At 65.4% G+C, this 19,768-nt stretch carries 18 protein-coding genes; 6 read left to right on the top strand and 12 right to left on the bottom strand.

The genetic code is table 11. From position 1 onward, the window contains the following. Positions 1-110: 110 nt before the first annotated feature. The 5 genes from M1E01_RS18740 to M1E01_RS18720 all read right to left on the bottom strand — a co-directional run bounded on the left by M1E01_RS18740 (position 111) and on the right by M1E01_RS18720 (position 6,159). A complete protein-coding gene (locus M1E01_RS18740; RefSeq protein WP_457973015.1) occupies positions 111-1,037 on the bottom strand; it encodes an AEC family transporter in 927 nt (308 codons plus the stop codon). Positions 1,038-1,213: 176 nt separating this feature from the next. Continuing rightward, positions 1,214-2,542 carry an enolase C-terminal domain-like protein gene (locus M1E01_RS18735; RefSeq protein WP_457973014.1) on the bottom strand — a complete coding sequence of 443 codons (1,329 nt, stop codon included), beginning with the start codon at positions 2,540-2,542 and terminating at the stop codon, positions 1,214-1,216. Further along, entirely contained in the window at positions 2,539-4,167 is a 1,629-nt protein-coding gene (locus M1E01_RS18730; protein ID WP_457973013.1) for an aldehyde dehydrogenase (NADP(+)), read from the bottom strand. The genes M1E01_RS18735 and M1E01_RS18730 overlap by 4 nt, the downstream gene beginning before the upstream one ends. A gap of 45 nt (positions 4,168-4,212) precedes the next feature. Then, the gene (gene kdgD / locus M1E01_RS18725) at positions 4,213-5,127 is read right to left on the bottom strand and encodes a 5-dehydro-4-deoxyglucarate dehydratase (protein ID WP_457975019.1); all 915 of its coding nucleotides are present in this window, start codon (positions 5,125-5,127) and stop codon (positions 4,213-4,215) included. Between the two features lie 147 nt (positions 5,128-5,274). Further along, positions 5,275-6,159, bottom strand: a complete 885-nt coding sequence (locus M1E01_RS18720; RefSeq protein ID WP_457973012.1) for a LysR family transcriptional regulator — start codon at positions 6,157-6,159, stop codon at positions 5,275-5,277. 148 nt (positions 6,160-6,307) lie between these two features. Between M1E01_RS18720 and M1E01_RS18715 the strand changes: the two genes are divergently transcribed. From M1E01_RS18715 to M1E01_RS18700, 4 genes are read left to right on the top strand one after another with little or no spacing between them, the layout of a single operon-like run. Further along, on the top strand, positions 6,308-7,309 hold the full coding sequence (locus M1E01_RS18715; RefSeq protein ID WP_457973011.1) for a Bug family tripartite tricarboxylate transporter substrate binding protein: 1,002 nt from the start codon (positions 6,308-6,310) through the stop codon (positions 7,307-7,309). A 5-nt stretch (positions 7,310-7,314) separates the two neighbouring features. Further along, complete coding sequence (locus M1E01_RS18710; protein ID WP_457973010.1) at positions 7,315-7,929, top strand: tripartite tricarboxylate transporter TctB family protein; 615 nt, start codon at positions 7,315-7,317, stop codon at positions 7,927-7,929. Between the two features lie 9 nt (positions 7,930-7,938). Continuing rightward, positions 7,939-9,471, top strand: a complete 1,533-nt coding sequence (locus M1E01_RS18705) for a tripartite tricarboxylate transporter permease (RefSeq protein ID WP_457973009.1) — start codon at positions 7,939-7,941, stop codon at positions 9,469-9,471. Then, positions 9,468-9,872: a universal stress protein gene (locus M1E01_RS18700; RefSeq protein WP_457973008.1), complete on the top strand. Its 405-nt coding sequence runs from the start codon at positions 9,468-9,470 to the stop codon at positions 9,870-9,872. Before M1E01_RS18705 ends, M1E01_RS18700 begins: the two co-directional genes overlap by 4 nt. Before the next feature lie 819 nt (positions 9,873-10,691). Here the strand turns inward: M1E01_RS18700 and M1E01_RS18695 are convergent. Further along, a complete protein-coding gene (locus M1E01_RS18695; RefSeq protein WP_457973007.1) occupies positions 10,692-11,378 on the bottom strand; it encodes a GntR family transcriptional regulator in 687 nt (228 codons plus the stop codon). A 169-nt stretch (positions 11,379-11,547) separates the two neighbouring features. Here M1E01_RS18695 and M1E01_RS18690 point away from each other — a divergent pair, with 169 nt between their 5' ends. Continuing rightward, complete coding sequence (locus M1E01_RS18690) at positions 11,548-12,780, top strand: glycerate kinase (RefSeq protein ID WP_457973006.1); 1,233 nt, start codon at positions 11,548-11,550, stop codon at positions 12,778-12,780. Between the two features lie 42 nt (positions 12,781-12,822). On the opposite strand, the gene M1E01_RS18685 is transcribed toward M1E01_RS18690, so the two are convergent. Then, on the bottom strand, positions 12,823-13,044 hold the full coding sequence (locus M1E01_RS18685) for a hypothetical protein (RefSeq protein ID WP_457973005.1): 222 nt from the start codon (positions 13,042-13,044) through the stop codon (positions 12,823-12,825). A gap of 303 nt (positions 13,045-13,347) precedes the next feature. Between M1E01_RS18685 and M1E01_RS18680 the strand changes: the two genes are divergently transcribed. Continuing rightward, the gene (locus M1E01_RS18680) at positions 13,348-13,566 is read left to right on the top strand and encodes a DUF2188 domain-containing protein (RefSeq protein ID WP_457973004.1); all 219 of its coding nucleotides are present in this window, start codon (positions 13,348-13,350) and stop codon (positions 13,564-13,566) included. Positions 13,567-13,752: 186 nt separating this feature from the next. On the opposite strand, the gene M1E01_RS18675 is transcribed toward M1E01_RS18680, so the two are convergent. The 5 genes from M1E01_RS18675 to M1E01_RS18655 form a co-directional block, all read right to left on the bottom strand. Then, the gene (locus tag M1E01_RS18675; protein WP_457973003.1) at positions 13,753-15,204 is read right to left on the bottom strand and encodes an ABC transporter ATP-binding protein; all 1,452 of its coding nucleotides are present in this window, start codon (positions 15,202-15,204) and stop codon (positions 13,753-13,755) included. After that, entirely contained in the window at positions 15,201-16,025 is an 825-nt protein-coding gene (locus M1E01_RS18670) for an ABC transporter permease (RefSeq protein ID WP_457973002.1), read from the bottom strand. The genes M1E01_RS18675 and M1E01_RS18670 overlap by 4 nt, the downstream gene beginning before the upstream one ends. After that, on the bottom strand, positions 16,022-17,014 hold the full coding sequence (locus M1E01_RS18665; protein ID WP_457973001.1) for an ABC transporter permease: 993 nt from the start codon (positions 17,012-17,014) through the stop codon (positions 16,022-16,024). Before M1E01_RS18665 ends, M1E01_RS18670 begins: the two co-directional genes overlap by 4 nt. A gap of 6 nt (positions 17,015-17,020) precedes the next feature. Continuing rightward, positions 17,021-18,538, bottom strand: coding sequence for an ABC transporter substrate-binding protein (locus tag M1E01_RS18660; protein WP_457973000.1), 1,518 nt, complete (start codon positions 18,536-18,538; stop codon positions 17,021-17,023). A gap of 320 nt (positions 18,539-18,858) precedes the next feature. Continuing rightward, positions 18,859-19,767 carry a metal ABC transporter permease gene (locus M1E01_RS18655; protein WP_457972999.1) on the bottom strand — a complete coding sequence of 303 codons (909 nt, stop codon included), beginning with the start codon at positions 19,765-19,767 and terminating at the stop codon, positions 18,859-18,861. Position 19,768: the final 1 nt, after the last annotated feature.

Raw genomic sequence — 19,768 nt, 5'->3', positions numbered from 1 at the left:
TCTCTTGAGGTGGCGCGTCAGCCAAGAAGCAGCGGTCACCGCTTCCAAGTGTCGGTGCGCTCAGATGCGCACAAATCCTGGAAAGCCAGATTACTTCGGGATGCACGCGGTTACGGAAGGGAACTCGCCCATGCCACGACAAGCAGCGCGCCGGCGCTGAGCAGGGTGGTACAGAGAATCACGTCCCGGGCCACGCTCATGCCCCGCCCGTATGGGGAGGCGAACAGGAAGACGTTCTGCGCAGTGGGTAGGGCGGCCATGATGACGCTCGCGAGGAGGTGCTGGCCTTCAAGCCCGAAGACGAACCGGCCCAGTGCCCACACGATGAGCGGCATGCCGGCGATTTTGAGGAAAGTGGCAACGAGCGTCTCGGTGCGGCCGTCATCCTTTTGCAGCGGCGCCCGGCCAGCCAGCGACAGCCCGAAGGCCAGCAACACCATGGGCACGGCACCCCCGGCCAGCATATCGATGGGCTTCTGCAGCAGGTCCGGGGCGTGCCAGCCGGTCAGCGCTACGGCGGCGCCAAGGCCGGAGGCGATAATCATGGGATTTGCGAACGGCTGGATCAGTATCCTTTTCCACGAAATTCTGGCGCCGCCGGAAATGCCCAGCACCGTCAGGTAGAAGGGGGCAAGAACCAGGATCTGCACCAGCAGCACTGGTGCCACGTGCTGTGCCGTCCCCACGGCATAGAGGGAGACCGGGATGCCGATGTTGTTGGCGTTGGCATAGCTGCTAGCCATGGCACCAACCGCCGTCTCCGCTACTGGCCTGCGGAAGAACAGGAAACTCAGCAGGCAATATAGAAGCCCCACTATCGCTGCGGACAGCAGCGCCAGCGGGGCATCTGTTCCGAGGGCGGCCCTGATATCGGAGCCCGCCACCACGGTGTAAAGCAGGGCCGGATTGGTGATGTAGAAGGCGGTGCGGGTGAGTGCGTTCTGGACCTCCGGCCCCAGAACGCGGAGCCTGGCAGCGAGGTATCCGACGGCGATGACTGCAGAAACGATAAGTATTCCGGAGACGACGCCGAGCACTGTGCGCCCTTCTTTATCTGTACGTTGTTGCTGTGTGCTGGCTTGATTAGCTGCTCGTTGGGGTTCCGCACGGCCGACTCCTCTTGCAGGGGAGATCCGGCCGTGCGGAAGAGTTAGGGTGCCAGCGAGCACCTTCTACAAAAGAGCGCTACCGAACGGGTATCAGCGAACGCGCATCAACGAACGAGGCACGGCCGCTTCGGATCGAAGGACCAACCCTCGATGTAGTACTGCATGCCGATGCTGTCATCCCGGGCATCCAGCCCGTGCTCCAGGTACAGCTGGTGTGCCTTGTCCAAGGCCTGGCGGTCCAGTTCGATGCCCAGCCCGGCGGCGGCGGGAACTTCGATGGCGCCGCCCTTGATCTGCAGCGGGTTCTTAGTGAGGCCCTGCCCGTCCTGCCAGATCCAGTGCGTGTCCAGCGCGGTGATCTCGCCCGGGGCGGCCGCACCTGTGTGCGTGAACATGGCCAGCGAGATGTCGAAGTGGTTGTTCGAGTGCGAGCCCCAGGTGAGACCGAATTCGTTGCACAGTTGCGCCACCCGTACTGAGCCGTGCATCGTCCAGAAGTGCGGGTCGGCCAGGGGGATGTCCACGGCGTTGCTGCGGACAGCGTGGGCCATCTCCCGCCAGTCCGTGGCGATCATGTTGGTGGCCGTCCGCAGCCCCGTCGCGCGGCGGAACTCGGCCATGACCTCGCGTCCGGAGAAACGGCCTTCGGCCCCGCAGGGATCCTCGGCATAGGCCACCACGCCCTGCATCCGCTTGCCCAGCCGGATGGCCTCCTCGAGCAGCCATCCGCCGTTCGGATCCAGGGTGACCCGCGCGTCGGGGAAGCGTTTGGCCAGCGCCGTGACCACGTCCACTTCGTCGTGGCCGGACAGCACGCCGCCCTTGAGCTTGAAGTCGCTGAAGCCGTAGCGCTGCTGCGCGGCTTCGGCCAGTGCCACGACAGCCTCGGGCGTCATGGCTTCCTGGCGGCGCAGTTCTTCCCAGCGGTCCGACGGCGCGTCCTCCACGAGGTACGGCAGATCAGTGCGCTTGTGGTCGCCCACAAAGAACAGGTAACCGAGCATGGGCACTGACGTGCGCTGCTGCCCGTCGCCCAGCAGTTCGGCCACCGGGACGCCGAGGAACTGGCCGTGGAGGTCCAGCAGTGCGGATTCGACGGCAGTCACTGCGTGGACCGTGGTACGCAGGTCGAAGGTCTGCAGCCCCCGCCCGCCGGCGTCACGGTCGGCGAACTCTGCCGCGATCTCCCTCAGCAGGGAACGGTAGCGGGCCACCGGCTTGCCGGCGATCAGGGCGCCGGCTTCCTCGATCGTGGTGCGGATCTTCTCGCCGCCCGGGACCTCGCCGAGGCCGGTCCTTCCATCGGAGTCGGTCACGATGACCACGTTCCGGGTGAAGAACGGACCGTGGGCACCGCTGAGGTTCATCAGCATGCTGTCGTGGCCTGCGACCGGGACCACTTCCACGCGGGCAACTGTGGGCTGGGCGGTCATGCGTTGACCTCCTCTTTCTGTACTGCAGGGACTACGCCGGCAGGAACGACTTCTCCGTCGATGCGGCGGTTCAGCTGCCACGGATTGGCGTCCTTAAGCGGTGCGGGCAACAGCTCCTGGGGCAGGTTCTGGTACGCGACCGGGCGCAGGAAACGGTTGATGGCCAGCGTACCCACCGATGTCGTGCGGGTATCGGATGTTGCCGGGAACGGGCCACCATGGACCATGGCGTGGCCGACTTCGACGCCGGTGGGCCAGCCGTTCACGATGATGCGACCCACCTTCTGCTCCAGCACCGGAATCAGGCGTGCCGCCGTCGGGTAATCCTCTTCCGTCAGCTGCAGGGACGCGGTGAGCTGCCCCTCAATCCGGTTGGCCGCCTCGACGAGTTCCTCTATGGAGGAGTAGCGGATCACCAGGCTGGCCGCGCCGAAGATCTCCGCATGCAGCACCTCGTTGCTGATGAAGTTGCTGATGTTCGTGCCGAAAATGGCCGGCGCCGGAGCGTTCTCGGTGGGGCCGGGGGTTCCGGTCCCGACGACGGTCACGTTCCCCGCGGCGCTGAGCGCCTCGGTCCCGGAGTTCCAGGAGCCGGCGATGCCCTCGGTCAGCATGGTCTGTCCGGCGCAGGCGGACACAGCGCGTCCGACGGCGGCAGCTAGTTTGTCGCCCGCCTCACCGGCGGGGGCGAAGAGGAGGCCGGGGGACGTGCAGAGCTGGCCGGAGCTGCCGGTGACGGCGGTGATGTACTGCTGTGCCAGCGCATCGATCTGTTCGGGGGAAGCGCTCAGCGCGCCCGGGAAAATGAAGACGGGGTTGAGCGAGGACATCTCGGCGTAGACCGGGATTGGTTCCGGCCGTGCGGCGGCGGTGCGCATCAGGGCAATGCCGGCGCTCTGCGAGCCGGTGAAACCGACGGCCTTGATGGCCGGGTCCGCGACCAGTGCCTGCCCGATGCTGCTGCCCGGACCGTAGATCAGGGAGAAGACACCGGGGTGCAGGCCGGCATCCCTGACGGCCTTGGCAATGGCCTGGCCGACAAGCTCGCTGGTGCCGGGGTGGGCGTTGTGTGCCTTGAAAACCACCGGGCAGCCCGCGGCGAGGGCGGAGGCGGTGTCTCCTCCCGCCGTCGAGAAGGCCAGCGGGAAGTTGCTGGCGCCGAAGACGGCGACAGGGCCCAGCGGAATCTGGCGCTGGCGGATGTCGGCGCGCGGCAGGGGAGAGCGCTCGGGGATGGCCGGGTCAATGCGCACACCGCGGAAGTCGCCCTGGCGCACGACGTTCGCGAACAGGCGCAACTGCCCGGTGGTGCGGGCACGTTCGCCCTGCAGCCGGGCGGCGGGCAGTCCTGTTTCCTGCCTGGCGCGGACAATGAGTTCCTCGCCGATGGCCTCGATGTTGTCCGCGACGCCGTCCAGGAATGCGGCATGGGTTTCGGGGTCAAGCCTGCTGAATGACTCGAAAGCCTCGGCGGCCGCCGACGTGGCGGCCTTGAGCTGGTCCTCGGTGATCAGGGTGTAGGCCGGTTCGAGCTGTTCGTTCGTGGCGGGGTTGTAGGCGAAGGCGTTCTTGCCTTCGCCGGCGACGGGGCGTCCGGCAATCAGTGAGTGCCCTGTGAGGGTCATGATGGTTCCTCCTGGGTAAAGGTGGTTGTGGCGAAACGGCCGCAATTAGGAGACGGTCGCGATGAGCGCCCTGAGGTCGGCCAGGTCCTGCGCCGCCATGTTCTGCAGCGGCGGACGGACACCGCCGGCGGAACGGCCGATGGCGTCGAGGCCGCCCTTGACGATGGAGACGGCGTAGCCCTTCACGCGGTCGCGGATGTCCAGGTAGGGGATGACGAAGTCGTTGAGCTTCTGGTTGACCGCAATGCGGTCGTTGTTGCGGACGTCCTGGTAGAAGTCGAGCGCGAACTGCGGAACGAAGTTGTACATGGCGCTGGAGTAGGTGCTCATGCCCAGCTGCAGCAGCGGCAGCGCGAACGTCTCTGCCGTGGGGAGCCCGCCGAGGTAGAACAGCCGGTCGCCGAGCTTGGCGTACACGCGGGCGTCATGCTCGAGGTCGCCCACTCCGTCCTTGAAGCCGATCAGGTTCTCGTGCTTGTCCGCCAGGGCGGCCACCGTGGTGTCCTTGTAGATGGCGTTGGCGCGATTGTAGATGATGACGCCGAGTGACGTGGCGCTGCACACGGCGCTGACGTGGTCGATCAGGCCTCCCTGGTCGGCTTCCGTCAGGTACGGCGGCAGGAGCAGGATGCCCTCGGCGCCTGCGGCTTCGGCTGCCTGCGCGTTTTCAATGGCCTGGGCGGTGGAGCCGCCCGCAGAGGCAAGGACCGGAACAATGCCGCCCACCTCGTCGACGGCGGCCCGCACCACACGCTCCGACTCGGCCGGAGTCAGGGAGAAACCCTCGCCGGTGCCGCCTGCGGCGAAGAGCCCGGCGACCGGGAAGCTGGCCTGCCACGCCAGGTGCTTGCGATAGTTCTCCTCGTCAAACTGCAGCTGGGCATCGAAGGACGTCACGGGGAATGAGAGCAGCCCGTTCTTGAGTGTGTCGGCAAGTTCCTGGGGCGAGTATCTGGCCACGGTGTGGTCCTCCATGTCGGCGCCGCGTCGGCGCGGCGGGTGGGTTCGTCCCTCTCCACACTAGGCAGACCCGTGATGCCTGTCTAAGTTCATTTTTGTATGCACTGATACCCGGCGAGCATCACTACGCGGCCTTCGTGGCGTTGTTCAGTTCTCCGGGAACTCGAGCGAGTGCAGCAGACGGGACAGCGCGGGGTTGCGGTTGCTGCGGTTCCAGATCGCGTGGAGTTCCACCGGATCCCCGGCGCTGCTTTTGAGGGGCAGGAACTCCACGTCGCGGATGCCCAGCAGGGTCGCCGAGTGCGGGACGAACGCCACGCCGCGCTTGGCGGCAACCAGGGAGACCATGGTGAGGATCTGGCTGACCGTGTGAACCACGTTTGCGTGCTGGATGGGGATCATCCGGATCACGAGGTCGTAGAAGTACTGGGCCTGGGTGGGTGAATGCATGATCAGGGGTTCGTTCCCGAGGTCTTCGTCGGTAATGTCCCGGTCCAGTTCGGCCAGCGGGTGCCCGGACGGGACGGCCAGCACCATGGCCTCGCGGTACAGGAGGTGGGAATCGAAGGTCTCCTTGTCGAACGGCGGCCGTGCAAGGCCGAGGTCCAGTTCGCCGGTCTGCAGGCCCATGATTTGTTCGCCCGTCACGAGTTCCTGGAGGTCGATGTCCACGTCCGGGAGGATCTCAGCGATCTCCTCGAGCAGAGGCCCGAGGATGCTGAAGCCGCTGGCGGCGGTGAAGCCGATCCGCAGGTGGCCGGAGCGCCCTGAGGCAATCCGCCGGGCCGTAGCAGGCGCCCGTTCGGCGAGGGCGATCAGCCGCCGGGCCTCGTCCAGGAAGGCGCGGCCGGCCGGCGTCAGTTCGACCTTCCGGTTGTCCCGCTCCAGCAGTTCCGCGCCCACTGCCTTTTCCAGCTTCTGGATTTGACGGCTAAGCGGGGGCTGCGTCATGTTGAGCCGCTCTGCTGCCCGGCCGAAGTGAAGTTCCTCAGCCACGGCGATGAAGCCTGCCAGTTGGTCGAAAGTGAACATGATGCCTTCCGGGTATTACCTGATGCATATTTGGGCTTAGACATGCATCATAACGGCTACCTACACTCGACAAAGCGGACCGGGCAGTGACCCGGTTCACAACTACTTACAGGGCCCCCCCGCCCCGCAGTGCAAACGAGGAGTTTCAATGACGCGCTTCCCTTCCCGCCGTTCCATTCTCGGAACCGCTTCCGCCGTGGCCCTTCTGGCCCTGACCGCTTGCGGCAACGTTGCCGGCGGCAGCACCGATTCATCGAAGTACCCCAACGGACCCGTAAACCTCACCGTGGGGCAGGCCCCGGGCGGCAGCACGGACCTGATTGCGCGTGCTGTCTCCGAAGGTGCCGCCAAGACCCTCGGTGCCCCAATGCCCGTGGTGAACAAGCCGGGTGCCAATGGTGCCCTGGCCTCCAAGGAAGTTGCAGGCAAGCCCGCCGACGGGCAGAACCTGGTCCTGCTCAACGCCTCCCTGATCACCATCACTCCGCTTGCGGTGACTCCGGACGAGGCCGTGAACATCGACGATTTCGATGTGATCGGCGGCCTGTCCCAGGATGATTACGTCCTGGTGGCCAGCGGGAAGTCGGGTTTCAAGACCATCAAGGATGTCACCGGCGCCGGCCGCAACGTCACGTTCGGCACCACCGGCGTGGGCACCGGAAGCCAGCTCGCCCAGACCGTGCTGTTCAAGCAGGCCAACGTCAAGGGCACCGATGTTCCCTTCGACAGCGGCAAGCCCGCACTGACCGCCGTCCTCGGCAACCAGGTTGAACTGGCCACCATCCAGCTCGGCGAGGCAATGCCGCAGATCAAGGCAGGCAAGGTCGCCCCGCTGCTGGTGTTCTCCGAGGAGCGCAACACCTTCCTGCCTGATACGCCCACCGCCAAGGAGTCGGGCTACGACGTTCCGGTCGCCCAGTACCGGGCGGTCGCAGCACCGAAGGGCACCCCCCAAGAGGTCAAGGACAAGCTCGCCGCAGCTCTCCAGGAGACCTTTAAGTCGGATGCCTACAAGCAGTTCAACGAGCAGAACCTGCTGACGCCGAAGGAAATCTCCGGCGAGGAAGTCGTGGCCCAGTGGAAGGACTACGCCGCAAAGTACAAGTCCCTGGTGGAGAAGTACGACATCAGCCTCAGCGGAACGAAGTGATCCAAGTGCAGGCAACACCCCCAGTGCCCGCCGGAGGGGGCAGCCACGTCGCTGCCCCCTCCGGCGGGGACGCCGCCCTTCCCGGCACCCCCGTTATCGACGGCGGCGCGCTCCCTTCGGGTGATTTGGACGGCTTCACGCCCGAACAGCTGGCCGCGCAGTGGGAAGAGGAAAAACCGCCCGCAGCAGGCCCTTTGGCGAACGCTGCCTCCTCCCTGGTGGTCCTCTGCCTGGGCGTCAGTGCCCTTGTCCTGTCCGTGGTGATGGGACTGGGAACCCCTGCAGCGCCCCAGCCCGGACTCTGGCCATTCCTGATCAGCTGCGTGATGGTGGCGCTGGGGCTTTACCAGCTGATCATCGGGCACCGTAACCGCGATGCCGAGAAGTTCACCCGCATGTCGATGGCGCCCCTGACCGGCCTGGTGACCCTGGCCCTCATGGTGGCGCTGATGCCCGCAGTCGGCTTCGAACTGCCAGCACTGGCACTCTGCATCGTCTGGATGCGGTTCCTGGGCAGCGAAACCTGGCGCTCCACGCTCGTGGTGAGCGCCGCCGTCGTCGGAGCGTTTTACGGGCTGTTTGTCCTGGCGCTCAACACCTCCATCCCCCATCTCTTCTAGGAGACCCCCGTGGATTTTCTGAATCCCGTGCTCAACGGATTTGCGGTTGTCCTGGAGCCCACCAATCTTCTGTACTGCCTGATCGGCGTCGTCATAGGCATGCTGATCGGTGTGCTGCCTGGGCTGGGCCCGGCCGCCACCATTGCCATCCTTCTTCCGCTGACATACAACGTGGAGCCCGTCACCGCCATCATCATGCTGGCCGGCATCTTCTATGGCGCCCAGTACGGCGGCACCATCACCTCTGTGCTGCTCCGCCTGCCCGGTGAGGCTTCCTCCGTGGTCACCGTCTTTGACGGCTACCAGCTGGCAAGGCAAGGCAAGGCCGGCACGGCGCTCGGCCTTGCCTCGATCGGTTCCTTCGTAGGCGGCACCGCGGCCATCATCGGCCTGACCTTCCTGGCCCCGGTGGTAGCCAGCTTCGCGCTCGACTTCGGACCCGCGGAATACTCCGCGCTCGCACTGCTCGGCATCCTTTTGGTGGCGACCATTAGCAGCGGCTCGAAGACCAAGGCCCTTATCGCCGCCGCGCTGGGACTGTTGCTCGCCACGGTAGGGCGCGATGCGTTCACCGGCGAGACCCGTTACACCTTCGGCAGCCTGCAGCTGGCAGACGGCATCGACTTCGTGCCCATCGCCATGGGCATCTTCGGCCTCGGCGAGATCCTCTACAACCTCGAGGAACGCCACCGCGCCGCGAAGGCGCCGTCCAAGGTCGCCAACGTGTGGCCCTCCCGCAGCGACCTGAAGCAGGCGTCCGGCTCTATCGGCCGCGGCTCCATTCTGGGTTTCTTCCTCGGCATCCTGCCGGGCGGCGGCGCCACCATCGCATCCATGGCCTCCTACGCCATGGAGAAGAAGCGGGCCAAGCAGCCCGAACGCTTCGGCAAGGGAGCCCCGGAGGGCGTGGCCGGACCGGAAACGGCAAACAACGCCGCAGCCACCTCTTCATTTATTCCGCTGCTTACCCTCGGCATTCCCGCCAACGCCACCATGGCACTGATGTTCGGCGCACTGCTGATCCAGGGCGTCACCCCCGGCCCCCAGCTGGTGGAGGAAAACCCGGACCTCTTCTGGGGTGTGGTGAACTCGATGTACATCGGGAACATCCTGCTGCTGATCATGAGCCTGCCGCTCGTGGGGCTGTTCGTGAAGATCCTCCGCGTCAGGGCAGCAATCCTCGCCCCGATCACGGCCCTGATCACTCTGCTGGGTGCCTACACGATCAACAACAGCATGTTCGACGTCACCCTCGTTGTGGTCTTCGGCGTGATCGGCTACCTGATGAAGAAGTTCGGCTTCGAGCCCGGTCCGCTCGTCCTGGCCTTCGTGCTCGGTGAACTACTCGAAAGCTCGCTGCGGCGCTCACTGCTCGTATTCGGCGGCGACCCCACGGGCTTCTTCGGGCGTCCGATCTCCGCCACACTGCTCCTCGTGTTCGTCCTGGTGGCCCTGTTGCCGGCGATCAAGACCACGGTGGCCAAGCGCAGGGCGGCTGCCATTCAGGTGCCCGAGACAGAACAGTTGAAGGAGAAGGTATGAGCATCATTGTCGGATTCGTTCCCACGCCGGCCGGTGAGGCGGCCCTGACCGCCGGCATCGCCGAAGCGCAGCTGCGGAAGCAGAACCTGGTGATCGTCAATTCGGCCCGGGAGGGGGCGCTCGTGGACAAGGCTGTTGCGCCGGAGGACGTGCTGGAACGTGCGGCGCGCCGTGCCGCCGACGCCGGCGTCACCGCGTCGGTCATCCAGCCGCCCTACCAGCACGACCTCGCGGACGAATTCCTTGATGTGGCCCGCGAAGCCAACGCCTCCCTCATCGTGATCGGGCTGCGGCACAGGTCGCAGGTGGGCAAGTTCATTCTCGGCAGCCACGCCCAACGGATTCTCATGCAGGCGGACCGCCCCGTGCTCGCCGTCAAGGCCGATGGAGCGCACTTTTGACCGGTCGGCTGGCTAAGTCCTTCCGCTGGCCAGTGCACCTTTCAGCTTGTGGACCTCAGGGCCGGTGCACCTCAGGGCCGGTGCACCTCAGTGCCGGTCGCGGCGGTCTCGGCCCCGGGTCTGCGTGGTGCGCGCCTGCTTTTCCCTGCGTGCGCGAAGAATGCGGCTGAGGATTGCCGGGGCCAGTGCCAAGAGCAGCTTTTTCACGGCGGTACTTCCTATCTTCCGGAGTGATGGTTCTCGAGTGATGACATAGCGGCCGACTCGCCAATTCGGTGGGCTCTGCAGCTTGTGGCCATTGGTTCTCTGTCATCGTTGCTTTCTTTCGAAGGTCAGCTGGTGATTAAGAGCCGGCAATGCCGCGTGAGCAGTAAGCGTGGTACCCACTCCGATAGTAAGCACACTTGCTATTTGCAGCGCAAGAGAAACGCGGAGCCTAAAGGATTACTAAGCGTGCTCGCCTATGGGCCACACAGGCATGACTGTGGAGCGCATCGAAACCCGACGGCATTGACGGCGGCAGGCGCGGATAATCCCCTGCTTACGCGGCACAACAGGGCGAGGGCATGTGCCCTGGCCTGATCTTCGCCCTTCGGTCGAATTTCTACTCTATGACCGTTCGTGAAGTTGCAGGCCACATACTTGTTGGGCAGCGTAGTGGGTCAGAGAAAGTTGAACCTTTGGCTCTGGTGACCCGGCACGGAGCCGACAAGTTCAGTGTGGTGCTCAGTGATACTGTCCCCTTCGGCATTACCCGCGAGCTCCGCGCCTGGTAATCCGTCCCAGAGCCACGCCGCCGCCAAGGGTCTGCGGGTGAGGCTACCCCTCCGTGACTGAATCAAGATCGGCTTCGGACCCTGCTTCCCCGCCGATAGCCGCGACCAGCAGTTCCCGGGGTCTCGCGAGGTGCTCCTCCAGAAACTCCGCCGCAGCACCTCCGTGGCCGGCCTCGATCAGGTCGAGGAGATGCCGGTGTTCCTTGATGATGCGCCCCGGCTGGACAAGGTGCAGGCCCTGAACCTGGGCCATGCAGAGTTTGACCTGCGAGATCAGGGAGTCGTACATCCGGCTGGTTCTCGGGCTCTCCAGGCTGTCTACCAGTGCCATGTGAAACCGCATGTCAGGGTCGATGATGTCCAGGCCCGATCTGCCGCCGAGGCGCTCAAGTTCCTCCTGCGCTGAAAGGGCGCTGGCCGGGACGGACCGGGCTCCGGCGAGCTGCAGGAGCGCCGCCTTTTCGAGCAGAGCCCTTGTCTTGTAGATGTCCCGGACGTCATCCGGGGTGAGTGTGACTATGCGTGCGGTCTTGTTGGATCGCCGTACCAGAAGTGACTCGGATACGAGTTTTTCAATGGCGGCCTTCGCGGTGGGGCGGGCCACCTCATACTCGGCGGCTACTTCCACTTCCTTGAAGGAGGCGTCGGCCGGGTAGTCGCCCCGGAGGATCCGCGATCTGATGTCTGCCGCGATGGCCTCGACAAGGGAAACCGTCATCAGTCTGGTCACCGCATACTCCTCTGTTTTCTCGATTCTAAGGCTGATAGGGAAGCCGGGAGCGCTTGCCAGACATGTACTTTTGCTAGACAAAATTCGATCTGGAGGCTCTAATTGGTTCAAACCACCATTGGTCCCCTGAGCGTCCTCCACGGGACCTCTCGCTCGATGAGGAGACGGCATGCTTGAACAGAGTCTGCGCGAGGTTATTGGCCCGCCGGCCGGCACGTCCGGTAGTGCTGCAGCAGCAGGGGCTCTGAAGACTGCCGGGTCGCCCCTCCGCATCCTGATAGCGCCTGACAAATTCAAGGGATGCCTCACAGCTGCGGATGTTGCCGGCGCCCTCCGGGCGGGAATCGCGTCTGGTGCGGTTGGTCCCAAGCCGCAGGTAACTCTGTTGCCGCTCGCAGACGGCGGGGACGGCAGCGTGGAGGCCGCGCTCTCCGCAGGTTTCCGCTTGGTGGCCATCCTCGTGCAGGGTGCTGACGGGCTCGTCCGCTCTGCCGGGATAGCATTCGACGGGACAACGGCCGTGGTGGAGGTTGCCGGGACCTGCGGGCTGGCAACCCTGCGCGGGCAACTGCGGCCGCTGGATGCCTCCAGCCGTGGCATCGGGGAGGCCATGCTCACCGCGGCGCTTTTGAAGCCCAAGCGTCTGGTGGTGGCCCTCGGCGGCAGCGCCAGTACCGACGGCGGCGCCGGCATGCTTGCCGCACTCGGCGCGCAGTTCAAGGATGCCGACGGCGATCTAGTGGAGCCCAATGGTGGTGAACTGGAACGCATTGCCGACGTCGATCTCAGCAACGTCTTCGACTTCACGGGCATCGAACTTGTCGGCGCCAGTGACGTAACGAATCCGCTCCGTGGGCATGAGGGCGCAGCCCACGTCTTCGGCCCCCAGAAGGGAGCCGATGCAGCAACAGTGGCTCGCCTCGACGCGGGGCTCTCAGCTTTGATCAGGGCCTGCAGGGGCGTTCCCAGCCTCGATCCGGAAAGGCTGGCAGACCGTCCGGGTGCCGGCAGCGCCGGTGGAATCGGCTTCGGACTCCTCCTCCTGGGCGGATCGCTCGTCTCGGGAGCGGACTACTTCCTGGACCTTCTCGGATTCGACGGGCATGTGCAAAAATCCGATCTGCTCATTACAGGCGAAGGGCGCCTTGACGCCCAAACGGCGGACGGGAAGCTTATTTCGGCGGTCTGCGCGCGGGCGGCAGGAACTCCCGTACGGGCGGTCGTGGGAAGCTCTGCCCTAGACGAAGCAGCGGCACAGGAACTGGGCCTGGAAGACGTCATTGCACTCCAGGACCTCAGCGCGCTCGATACGTCAAAGGACCCGGTCGCCGCCACAACCCTGCTTCAGCAGGCCGGCCGGAACGTGATCGATGCGTTCTCTGCACGGCAGCCAGCGGGTTAGCCGTCACCAGGTTTCCAGAACGGCAGACCATTCTTCCGTCTGTTACTGGCGGGGCTCGTCCTTCTGTAACTCGCTGGGCTCGTCGGTCCGGGGAAACTGGTCCCGCTGGAAGGTGATGTAAAGCCACCACAGTGATGGAAGCACCAAAATCCCGGCTACCGCCACTGCGATCGCGTTGGCAGCCAGAACGCTCTGCGTGGCCGCGGCCTCGGCCAGGGCGAGCCAGCGCGAACACGTGGATACTGTCCGATCCCCCAGCTCCACAAGAGGCCGGTAACAGCGAGGGCAGCCGAGACACGCACGGTCAGGAAGCGGCGGCGTCACATCAGCGGCAGGAGGCCAGCCCGGCAACAACCGACAGGACACCGCCCATGAGCCCCGGACAAAGCAGGCTTTCAGTGTGTCCCGCAGGACCTCAGGCGCATGATCGTCGTCCGGCGCCCCCATCCGTTTCTTGAGCAGATCTTGAGCTTGCCCTGCTTCTGTCTTGAGACTCCAGGGTGAGACTGATCACAGGCGGCCGTGCAGCAGAGTCGCGGCCGGCTGATTCTTGGGGAGGGATCTGTTGTGGCTGGCAGCAATGTTGAGACCTACTACGAAGACCTGCTGTGGAAGACCCGGCGGGAGGGGGCCGGGCCGTCGCTCGTGGTGAGCACGAGCCAGTCTGAGGCCCTGGATGCCGGCAGGCGGGCTGCGGTGCGGGACCGTGTGGACCACATTATTCGCGACATTGACGGCAGGCTCCTATGCCGGAACAGCTACAGGGACCTCCCCAACATCCGCTAGCCGGACCTCCTTAGACTGCAGGTGTGTAGAGACAGGCGGGTCTGTCTCTACACACCTGTCCGAAGCGATCCGGTCGCGATGCCGGGGTCCGGGAAGGACTCCGGTAATCCAGTTGAGTTATTTACCGGCGGGTAAGTAGCTTTAGAGGCGGCAGCCTCCGCATATCCCCCATGTGCGGAGGCTGCTTTATTCCGCGGAAACGGGCCGAAGTTCCCGTCCCCGCAAGTTGTTGGCGACACTATCGAGCTGGATACTGCGGTGAGTAACGGCGTCTGCGAGGCTCTGGTCATGGGTCACCAGCATCAGGGCACAGCCGTGGCTGCCCACCTGGTCCATCAGGCAGCTCATTGTTTCCTGCTGCGTGATGAGGTCCAAGCGTGAGGTCGGCTCGTCGGCAAAGACGAGGGCCGGCCGGAGCAGCATGGCCCGAATGATGGCCAGGCGCTGCAGCTCCCCGCCGGACACCTGCCCCGGCATCCGCTCCAGCAGCCCGGGGGCAAGGCGGAGCAAAGCCATCAGTTCGTCGAGGCGGTCGCGGTCCAGCCGATGGCGTCTCATCACGTCGCCGAAGGAGTCTTTCAGGGTGGCGCGGGGAGCGAATGCCAACGTGGGGTCCTGGTAGAGCTTCTGCAGCCGCCCGCCGTCGAGCACGTCCGCATGGGACACCTTCCCGCTGTCCGGCGGCAGCAGGCGCAGCAGAATATTGCCGAGCGTTGTCTTGCCGCTGCCGCTGGGGCCGCTGAGCGCGATCCGTTCCCCCTGCCTTACGGTGACGGAGAGATCGGCAAAGAGTTCTTGCCCGTTGTAGGACTTGCTAAGTCCTTCTCCCGTGATGACCGGCTGTCCTGCCGGCTGGCCAGCTGTCACGCTGGCTGCCCAGGAATAGCCCCAGTTGACCGGTTCGGCGCTAAGCAGCCGTCGGGTGTACGGGTGGCCTGGTTCTGTGAGGACACGTCCGGCTAAGCCCTGTTCAACGACGTGGGCGTCCTTCATCACCAGGACGGTGCCGCCGATGTCGCGGGCAAGGCTTAGGTCATGGGTGATGGTCAGGAGGATGCCGCCGGCCTCGAGGTGGCGTTTGAGTAGCGAGGCCAGCTCCCCGCGGGCGGCCTCGTCCAGGCCCTTCGACGGCTCGTCGGCGATGAGTACCCGGGCATTGCCGATGGTGGCAGCGGCGAACGCGACGCGCTGCGCCATACCGCCAGACAAGGTATGCGGGTAGGCGCGGGACGCGTGGCCCAAGCCAAGCGAGCCGAGCAGCGTCAGGGCAGTCCTGCGCGCGCCCCCCTTATCGGAGGGAAAGGAGCGGGCCCCCTCGGCGACCTGTTCCTGCACCCGCATCGTGGGATCGAGGGACAGCACCGGTTCCTGGGGCAGCAGGGACATGACACTGCCCCACAGCGCCTGCCGGTTGGTCCGGTCAGCCAGGTCGTACGCCTTGTCGTTCACGGTCAGGGATCCCCGCACGGTTAGGTTGGCCGGCAGCGTTCCCATGATCGCGTGGGCCAGCAGCGACTTCCCTGAGCCGCTTTCACCCACGATCGTGACGGCCTGTCCGGGCGCGAAGTGCAGATTTTCGACGTCGACAAGGGTGGTGCCGCCGGAGGTGACGGCGAGGTGGTTGAGGCGCATGGTCATGAGCTGGATTCCTTGCTTCGCAGGGCCAGAAGCCCCATCAGTACAGTGGTGAGGATCAGGACGGGCGCCAGGGACATCCAGGGGGCCTCGTGGTAGTACGGGAAGGCCTCGGTGATCATCAGTCCCAGTTCCGGAGTAGGAGGCTGGATTCCTACTCCCACGAAGCCCAGGGTCGACAGGGCGATAATGGAAGTTCCGACACCGAAGGTGGCCATCGTGGTCAGCAGCGGCCGCAGTTCAGGCCAGAGGTGCCGGCGCAGCATGTGGACCCGGCCCAGTTTGAGCAGTCCCGCGGCCTCGACGGCAGGTCCGGCAAGCACAAGGCCGCTGCGGGCGCGCACCACGCGGAAGTACTCCACCCACTGTGCCAGGGCCAGCCCGACGTAGAGGGTCCACAGGTCGCCATTCGCGACAGCCGAGAACATGAGGACCACCAGTAGGGCCGGCACGGCAATAAATGCCTCTGACAGGCCGTGCAGCAGGGCATCGGCCCATCCTCCGCGCCAGGCCGCAATAATCCCGGCCAAGGTTCCCACCACCAGGGCAGTCGCCACGCACAGCACGGCCATCACCGTCGACAGTTGCGTCGCGTGAGCCAGGCGGGCGATGACGCTCCGGCCCAGATGGTCCCGCCCGAGCGGTTCAGCCAGGCTGGGTGCCTCAAGGAAGCGCGACAGGTCCTGGGCCGAGTGGTCCGGCCAGGCAAGCGGGCCAAGGAGAGCGAACAGCAGGAGAAGGGTGAGGGCAGCAGCGGCAGCGTGTCGGATGCCTTGCCCGGTTGCCGTCTCTACAGGGCGGCGAAGGATGGTTGGCGTCGTCATCGCACTGCCTCCCGGCGGCGGGGGCGGGGATCAAGCGCGAGCGACCCCAGGTCGACCACAGTATTCAGTACGACGACGAGGAGGGCGAGGGCCAGCGCCGCCGCTTGGATCACGGGGATGTCCCGCCAAAAGATGGCATGCACCAGGGCGTGGCCCAGGCCTGGCCAGGCGAAGAGGCTCTCGACGACGACCACGCCTTCGATGAGGATCAGCAGCTGCACGCCGACATACGCAATCAGCGTCACGCCGGTGTTCCTTAGGACGTGCCGAAAGAACACGAGCCGTTCGCCCAGTCCCTTGGTGGCGGCGAAGCGGACATAGTCGGACTGCCGGACCTGCACCACGGCGTCCCTGGTAACCCGGGCAAAAAGCCCGGAAAGTCCGACGGCGAGCGTCGCGGCCGGCAGCACGATGTTGCCGGTTTCCCCGTGTCCTGCAGCGGGCAGGGCGCCGAGTTGGACGGAGAAAACCAGGATGAGCACCAGGCCCAGCAGGAACGGCGGCAGCGCCCTCGCTGCGGAAACCCACAGTGTGGTGAGCCGGTCCAGCAGGCCGCCCGGCCTCGCTGCGGCGAAGGTTCCGACAGTGGCGCCGACAGCCAGCCCGGCAACCAGCGCCGCCACCGCGAGCTGGATGCTGCTTGAGAGATAAAGCCCTACTTCTGTGCGGACGCTGGCCCCGGTGACCAGAGAGGTTCCCAGGTTGAGGGAGAGCAGTTCGCCGAGCCAGTCGAGGAGCTGCTGCCATGCGGGGCGGTCCAGTCCGAGCTCATGGCGGACGGCGTCGGCCGACGCTGCTGTGACCTGGTCGTAGCCGTAACGTCCTGCAGCGATGCGGAAGCCGATGTCGCCCGGCAGGCTTTGAACGATGGCGAAGCAGGCGGTAGAGACGAGCAGCACCACTGTGATGGCCTGGACGGCCCGCTCGCGGAGTACCCGGACGACCGGTCCGGCAGTCCGCTGCGTGGCCGGTGATGTCGAAATCTGCACGCCCGCCTACTTCGCCCAGGTGAGTTCGGTGAGCCGCCAGGAACGTTCCAGCGGATCAAGTTCAAGTCCCCCGACGCGCTTACTCACCACCGCGCTCTGCCGGTACCAGGCGACAGGTATGACAGGCAGGTCGCGCTGCAGGATCTCGCTCACCTGCCGCCGGCCTTCCTTCAGGCCGTCGGGATCACTGCCGCTGGCCATGGTGTTGAGGGTCGATGTGAGCGCCGGGCTGTTCCAGCCCATCGCGCCGTAGTCCCCGCCGCCCGCTCCGAAGTCACCCGCGAGCGTGACCAGTGCATCGGGCACGAGGGCATAGTTGCGGGCGTACAAGCCAAGCTCGAGTGAACCGTCCTGGTGCCCGGCCGGGATTTCGCTGGAGTTGCCCACCTTGACGTTCACGGTAATCCCCAGCTCCTTCAGCTTCGCCTGGATGGCTGTGGCCAGGACCGGCAGTTCGGGACGGTCGGGGAAGGTGCGCAGGGTGACGAAGAACTTTTGGCCGCCGCGCTCGAGCATGCCATCCCTGCCTTCCCGCCAGCCGGCCCTCGCCAGCAGTTCCTTGGCTGCGTCGGGGTCATGGCTTAGGGGCGCCACCGAATCCTGGTGCCATTCCGGGAGCGATGGCGGGAACAGTTGCGTGGCTGCCATCTCTGGATCCCTCAGCAGTGCAGTGGCCATCGACTGCCGGTCCAGCGCCATGCTCAGCGCCTGCCTGACGCGGGTGTCACCGAGAATGTGGTGTTTGGCGTTGACCTTGAGCAGGATGGTGCGGGGCAGGGTGACGTCCTTGATGGTCAGCTTTCCGCCCTGCTTGAGGCGCTGCAGGCTGGTCGGATCCATGCCGAAGACCACGTCGGCCTGGCCGCTTTCGGCCATCAGGGCCCGGCTTTCGGCTCGGCCCACCGCCTGGTAGCTCACTTCCGTAATCGCGGGTTTTTTGCCTTGCCACTGGTCAAAGGCCACGAGATCGACGTCGGCCGGCTGTTCCAGCCGCTTGACCCGGTAGGGGCCGGATCCCACCACTGACGTCACCCTGCGGTCGGAGCTGTAGGAACTCGGTGCCAGGATTTGGGTGCTGGTGTGGGCAAGAACCGCCGGCAGGGGAGCGTAGGGCTGCACCAGATCGACGCGCACAGCTCCGCCGTCTGCTGCGATGGCCTTCACCGGCACTGTGGACAAGGGGGTTCCGGCCTTGGCCTTGGCGGTCTGCAGGGCAGCGGCTACAGCAGCAGCGGTGACGGGCGTGCCGTCATGGAACGAAGCGCCGGCGCGGAGATTGAAGCGCCAGGTGAGTCCTCCGGGGTCTACGTCCCAGCGGGTGGCCAGGCCGGGCTGCAGCGCACCATGGATGTCCGCATCAACGAGGGTTTCCGCCACCTGCAGACGGGTAAAAAAGCCCCCGCCGTTGGACGGGTCCAAGCTGTGAAGCTCGAACTGCCCCACCACCTTCAGCGGCCGCTCCGGGTTGGAGGTGCTGTTTGCACCCTCTCCGGCGCACGCCGCCACCAGCAACAGTGCGGCCACCGACGCTCCCGCTGCACTTATTTTCCGCCACATCATTCTCCGAGCCCTTCTTTGGTCCATTGTTCCCACCGAAGCGTAAATGCAAATGATTATCAATAACAAGTTAGCCAGGACCGCGTGTGCCGGCGCGGCTGAAGGGTGGAGGAGCCTGTGAAGGGCCGCAACCCTGCCGAATCATCGGAAGGCGAGGCTGAGGGCCAGGTTTTCCGGGCAACGAAAAGCCTCCCCGGCTGCGAGCCCGGGGAGGCTTTGGGTGCCGCTGGATTGCGGCGGGATCTAGAAGACGGCGGCGATAAAACGGCCGCGTTCATGAGCCCAGGTCAGGTTCTCGCGGCCACCTGGACATCGTCCTCCGCATCGAGGTGCGGATCCTTGGCCCGTGCCGGACGCCTGAGCAGCGGCCGGAGGACGGCGACTACGGCGTACAGGCCGATGGCAAGGATGACGATAGTCGCACCCGGCGAGAGCTCCTGGAAGTAGGTGATGGACAGGCCGGTGACGCACACAGCGGCACCTATGCCCATCGCCGTCGTCATGGTTGCACGGAACGAACGGGCGCCGAGTTGTGCGATGGCTACCGGCACGATCATCAGGGCAGAGACGAGGAGGACCCCGACGACGCGCATCGACACCGAGACGGTCAGGGCAGCCAGCACGGCCACCATGATGTTCAGCGCGCGGGTGGGGAGGCCGGTGGAACGGGCGAAGTCCTCATCGTGGCACAGGGCGAACAGTGCCGGGCGGAGGCCCAGGCCGATGCCGAGGATAACGAGGGCCAGGCCTGCCGTTAGCCAGACGTCCAGGGTGGTGACGGTGGAAATGGATCCGAACAGATAACCCGTGAGGTTTGCCGCAGTGCCCCCGGCCAGGCCGATCAGCAGGACGCCGCCGGCAATGCCGCCATAGAAGAGCAGCGCGAGGGCGACATCACCGCTGGTCCGGCCCTTCTCCCTGACAATTTCAATGAGTACGGCACCGATGATCGCTGCAATGACGGCGCCCGGTATGGCCAGCAGGTCGTGCGGGGTGAGGCCCGCGGCGCTGCCGGCGAGCCAGCCCATCGCCACGCCGGTCAGCGCCACGTGCCCGATGCCGTCGCCGAGGAGAGCGAGCCGGCGTTGCACGAGGTACGTCCCCATGACAGGCGCCGAGATGCCCACGAGGACGGCAACCACCAGGCCCCGCTGCATGAGCGGGCTGGACAGCATCAACAACAAAGCGTCGAGCATG

It is taken from the genome of Arthrobacter sp. D1-17, from assembly GCF_054130535.1.
This window is presented reverse-complemented; position numbering and strand designations above follow the sequence as displayed.

Bases quoted from the DNA above. Each gene is read 5' to 3' on its own strand.
- M1E01_RS18735 (WP_457973014.1), bottom strand. From the start codon at position 2,542: ATGACCGCCCAGCCCACAGTTGCCCGCGTGGAAGTGGTCCCGGTCGCA.
- M1E01_RS18730 (WP_457973013.1), bottom strand. From the start codon at position 4,167: ATGACCCTCACAGGGCACTCACTGATTGCCGGACGCCCCGTCGCCGGC.
- M1E01_RS18720 (WP_457973012.1), bottom strand. From the start codon at position 6,159: ATGTTCACTTTCGACCAACTGGCAGGCTTCATCGCCGTGGCTGAGGAA.
- M1E01_RS18715 (WP_457973011.1), top strand. From the start codon at position 6,308: ATGACGCGCTTCCCTTCCCGCCGTTCCATTCTCGGAACCGCTTCCGCC.
- M1E01_RS18700 (WP_457973008.1), top strand. From the start codon at position 9,468: ATGAGCATCATTGTCGGATTCGTTCCCACGCCGGCCGGTGAGGCGGCC.
- M1E01_RS18690 (WP_457973006.1), top strand. From the start codon at position 11,548: ATGCTTGAACAGAGTCTGCGCGAGGTTATTGGCCCGCCGGCCGGCACG.
- M1E01_RS18675 (WP_457973003.1), bottom strand. From the start codon at position 15,204: ATGACCATGCGCCTCAACCACCTCGCCGTCACCTCCGGCGGCACCACC.
- M1E01_RS18670 (WP_457973002.1), bottom strand. From the start codon at position 16,025: ATGACGACGCCAACCATCCTTCGCCGCCCTGTAGAGACGGCAACCGGG.
- M1E01_RS18655 (WP_457972999.1), bottom strand. From the start codon at position 19,767: ATGCTCGACGCTTTGTTGTTGATGCTGTCCAGCCCGCTCATGCAGCGG.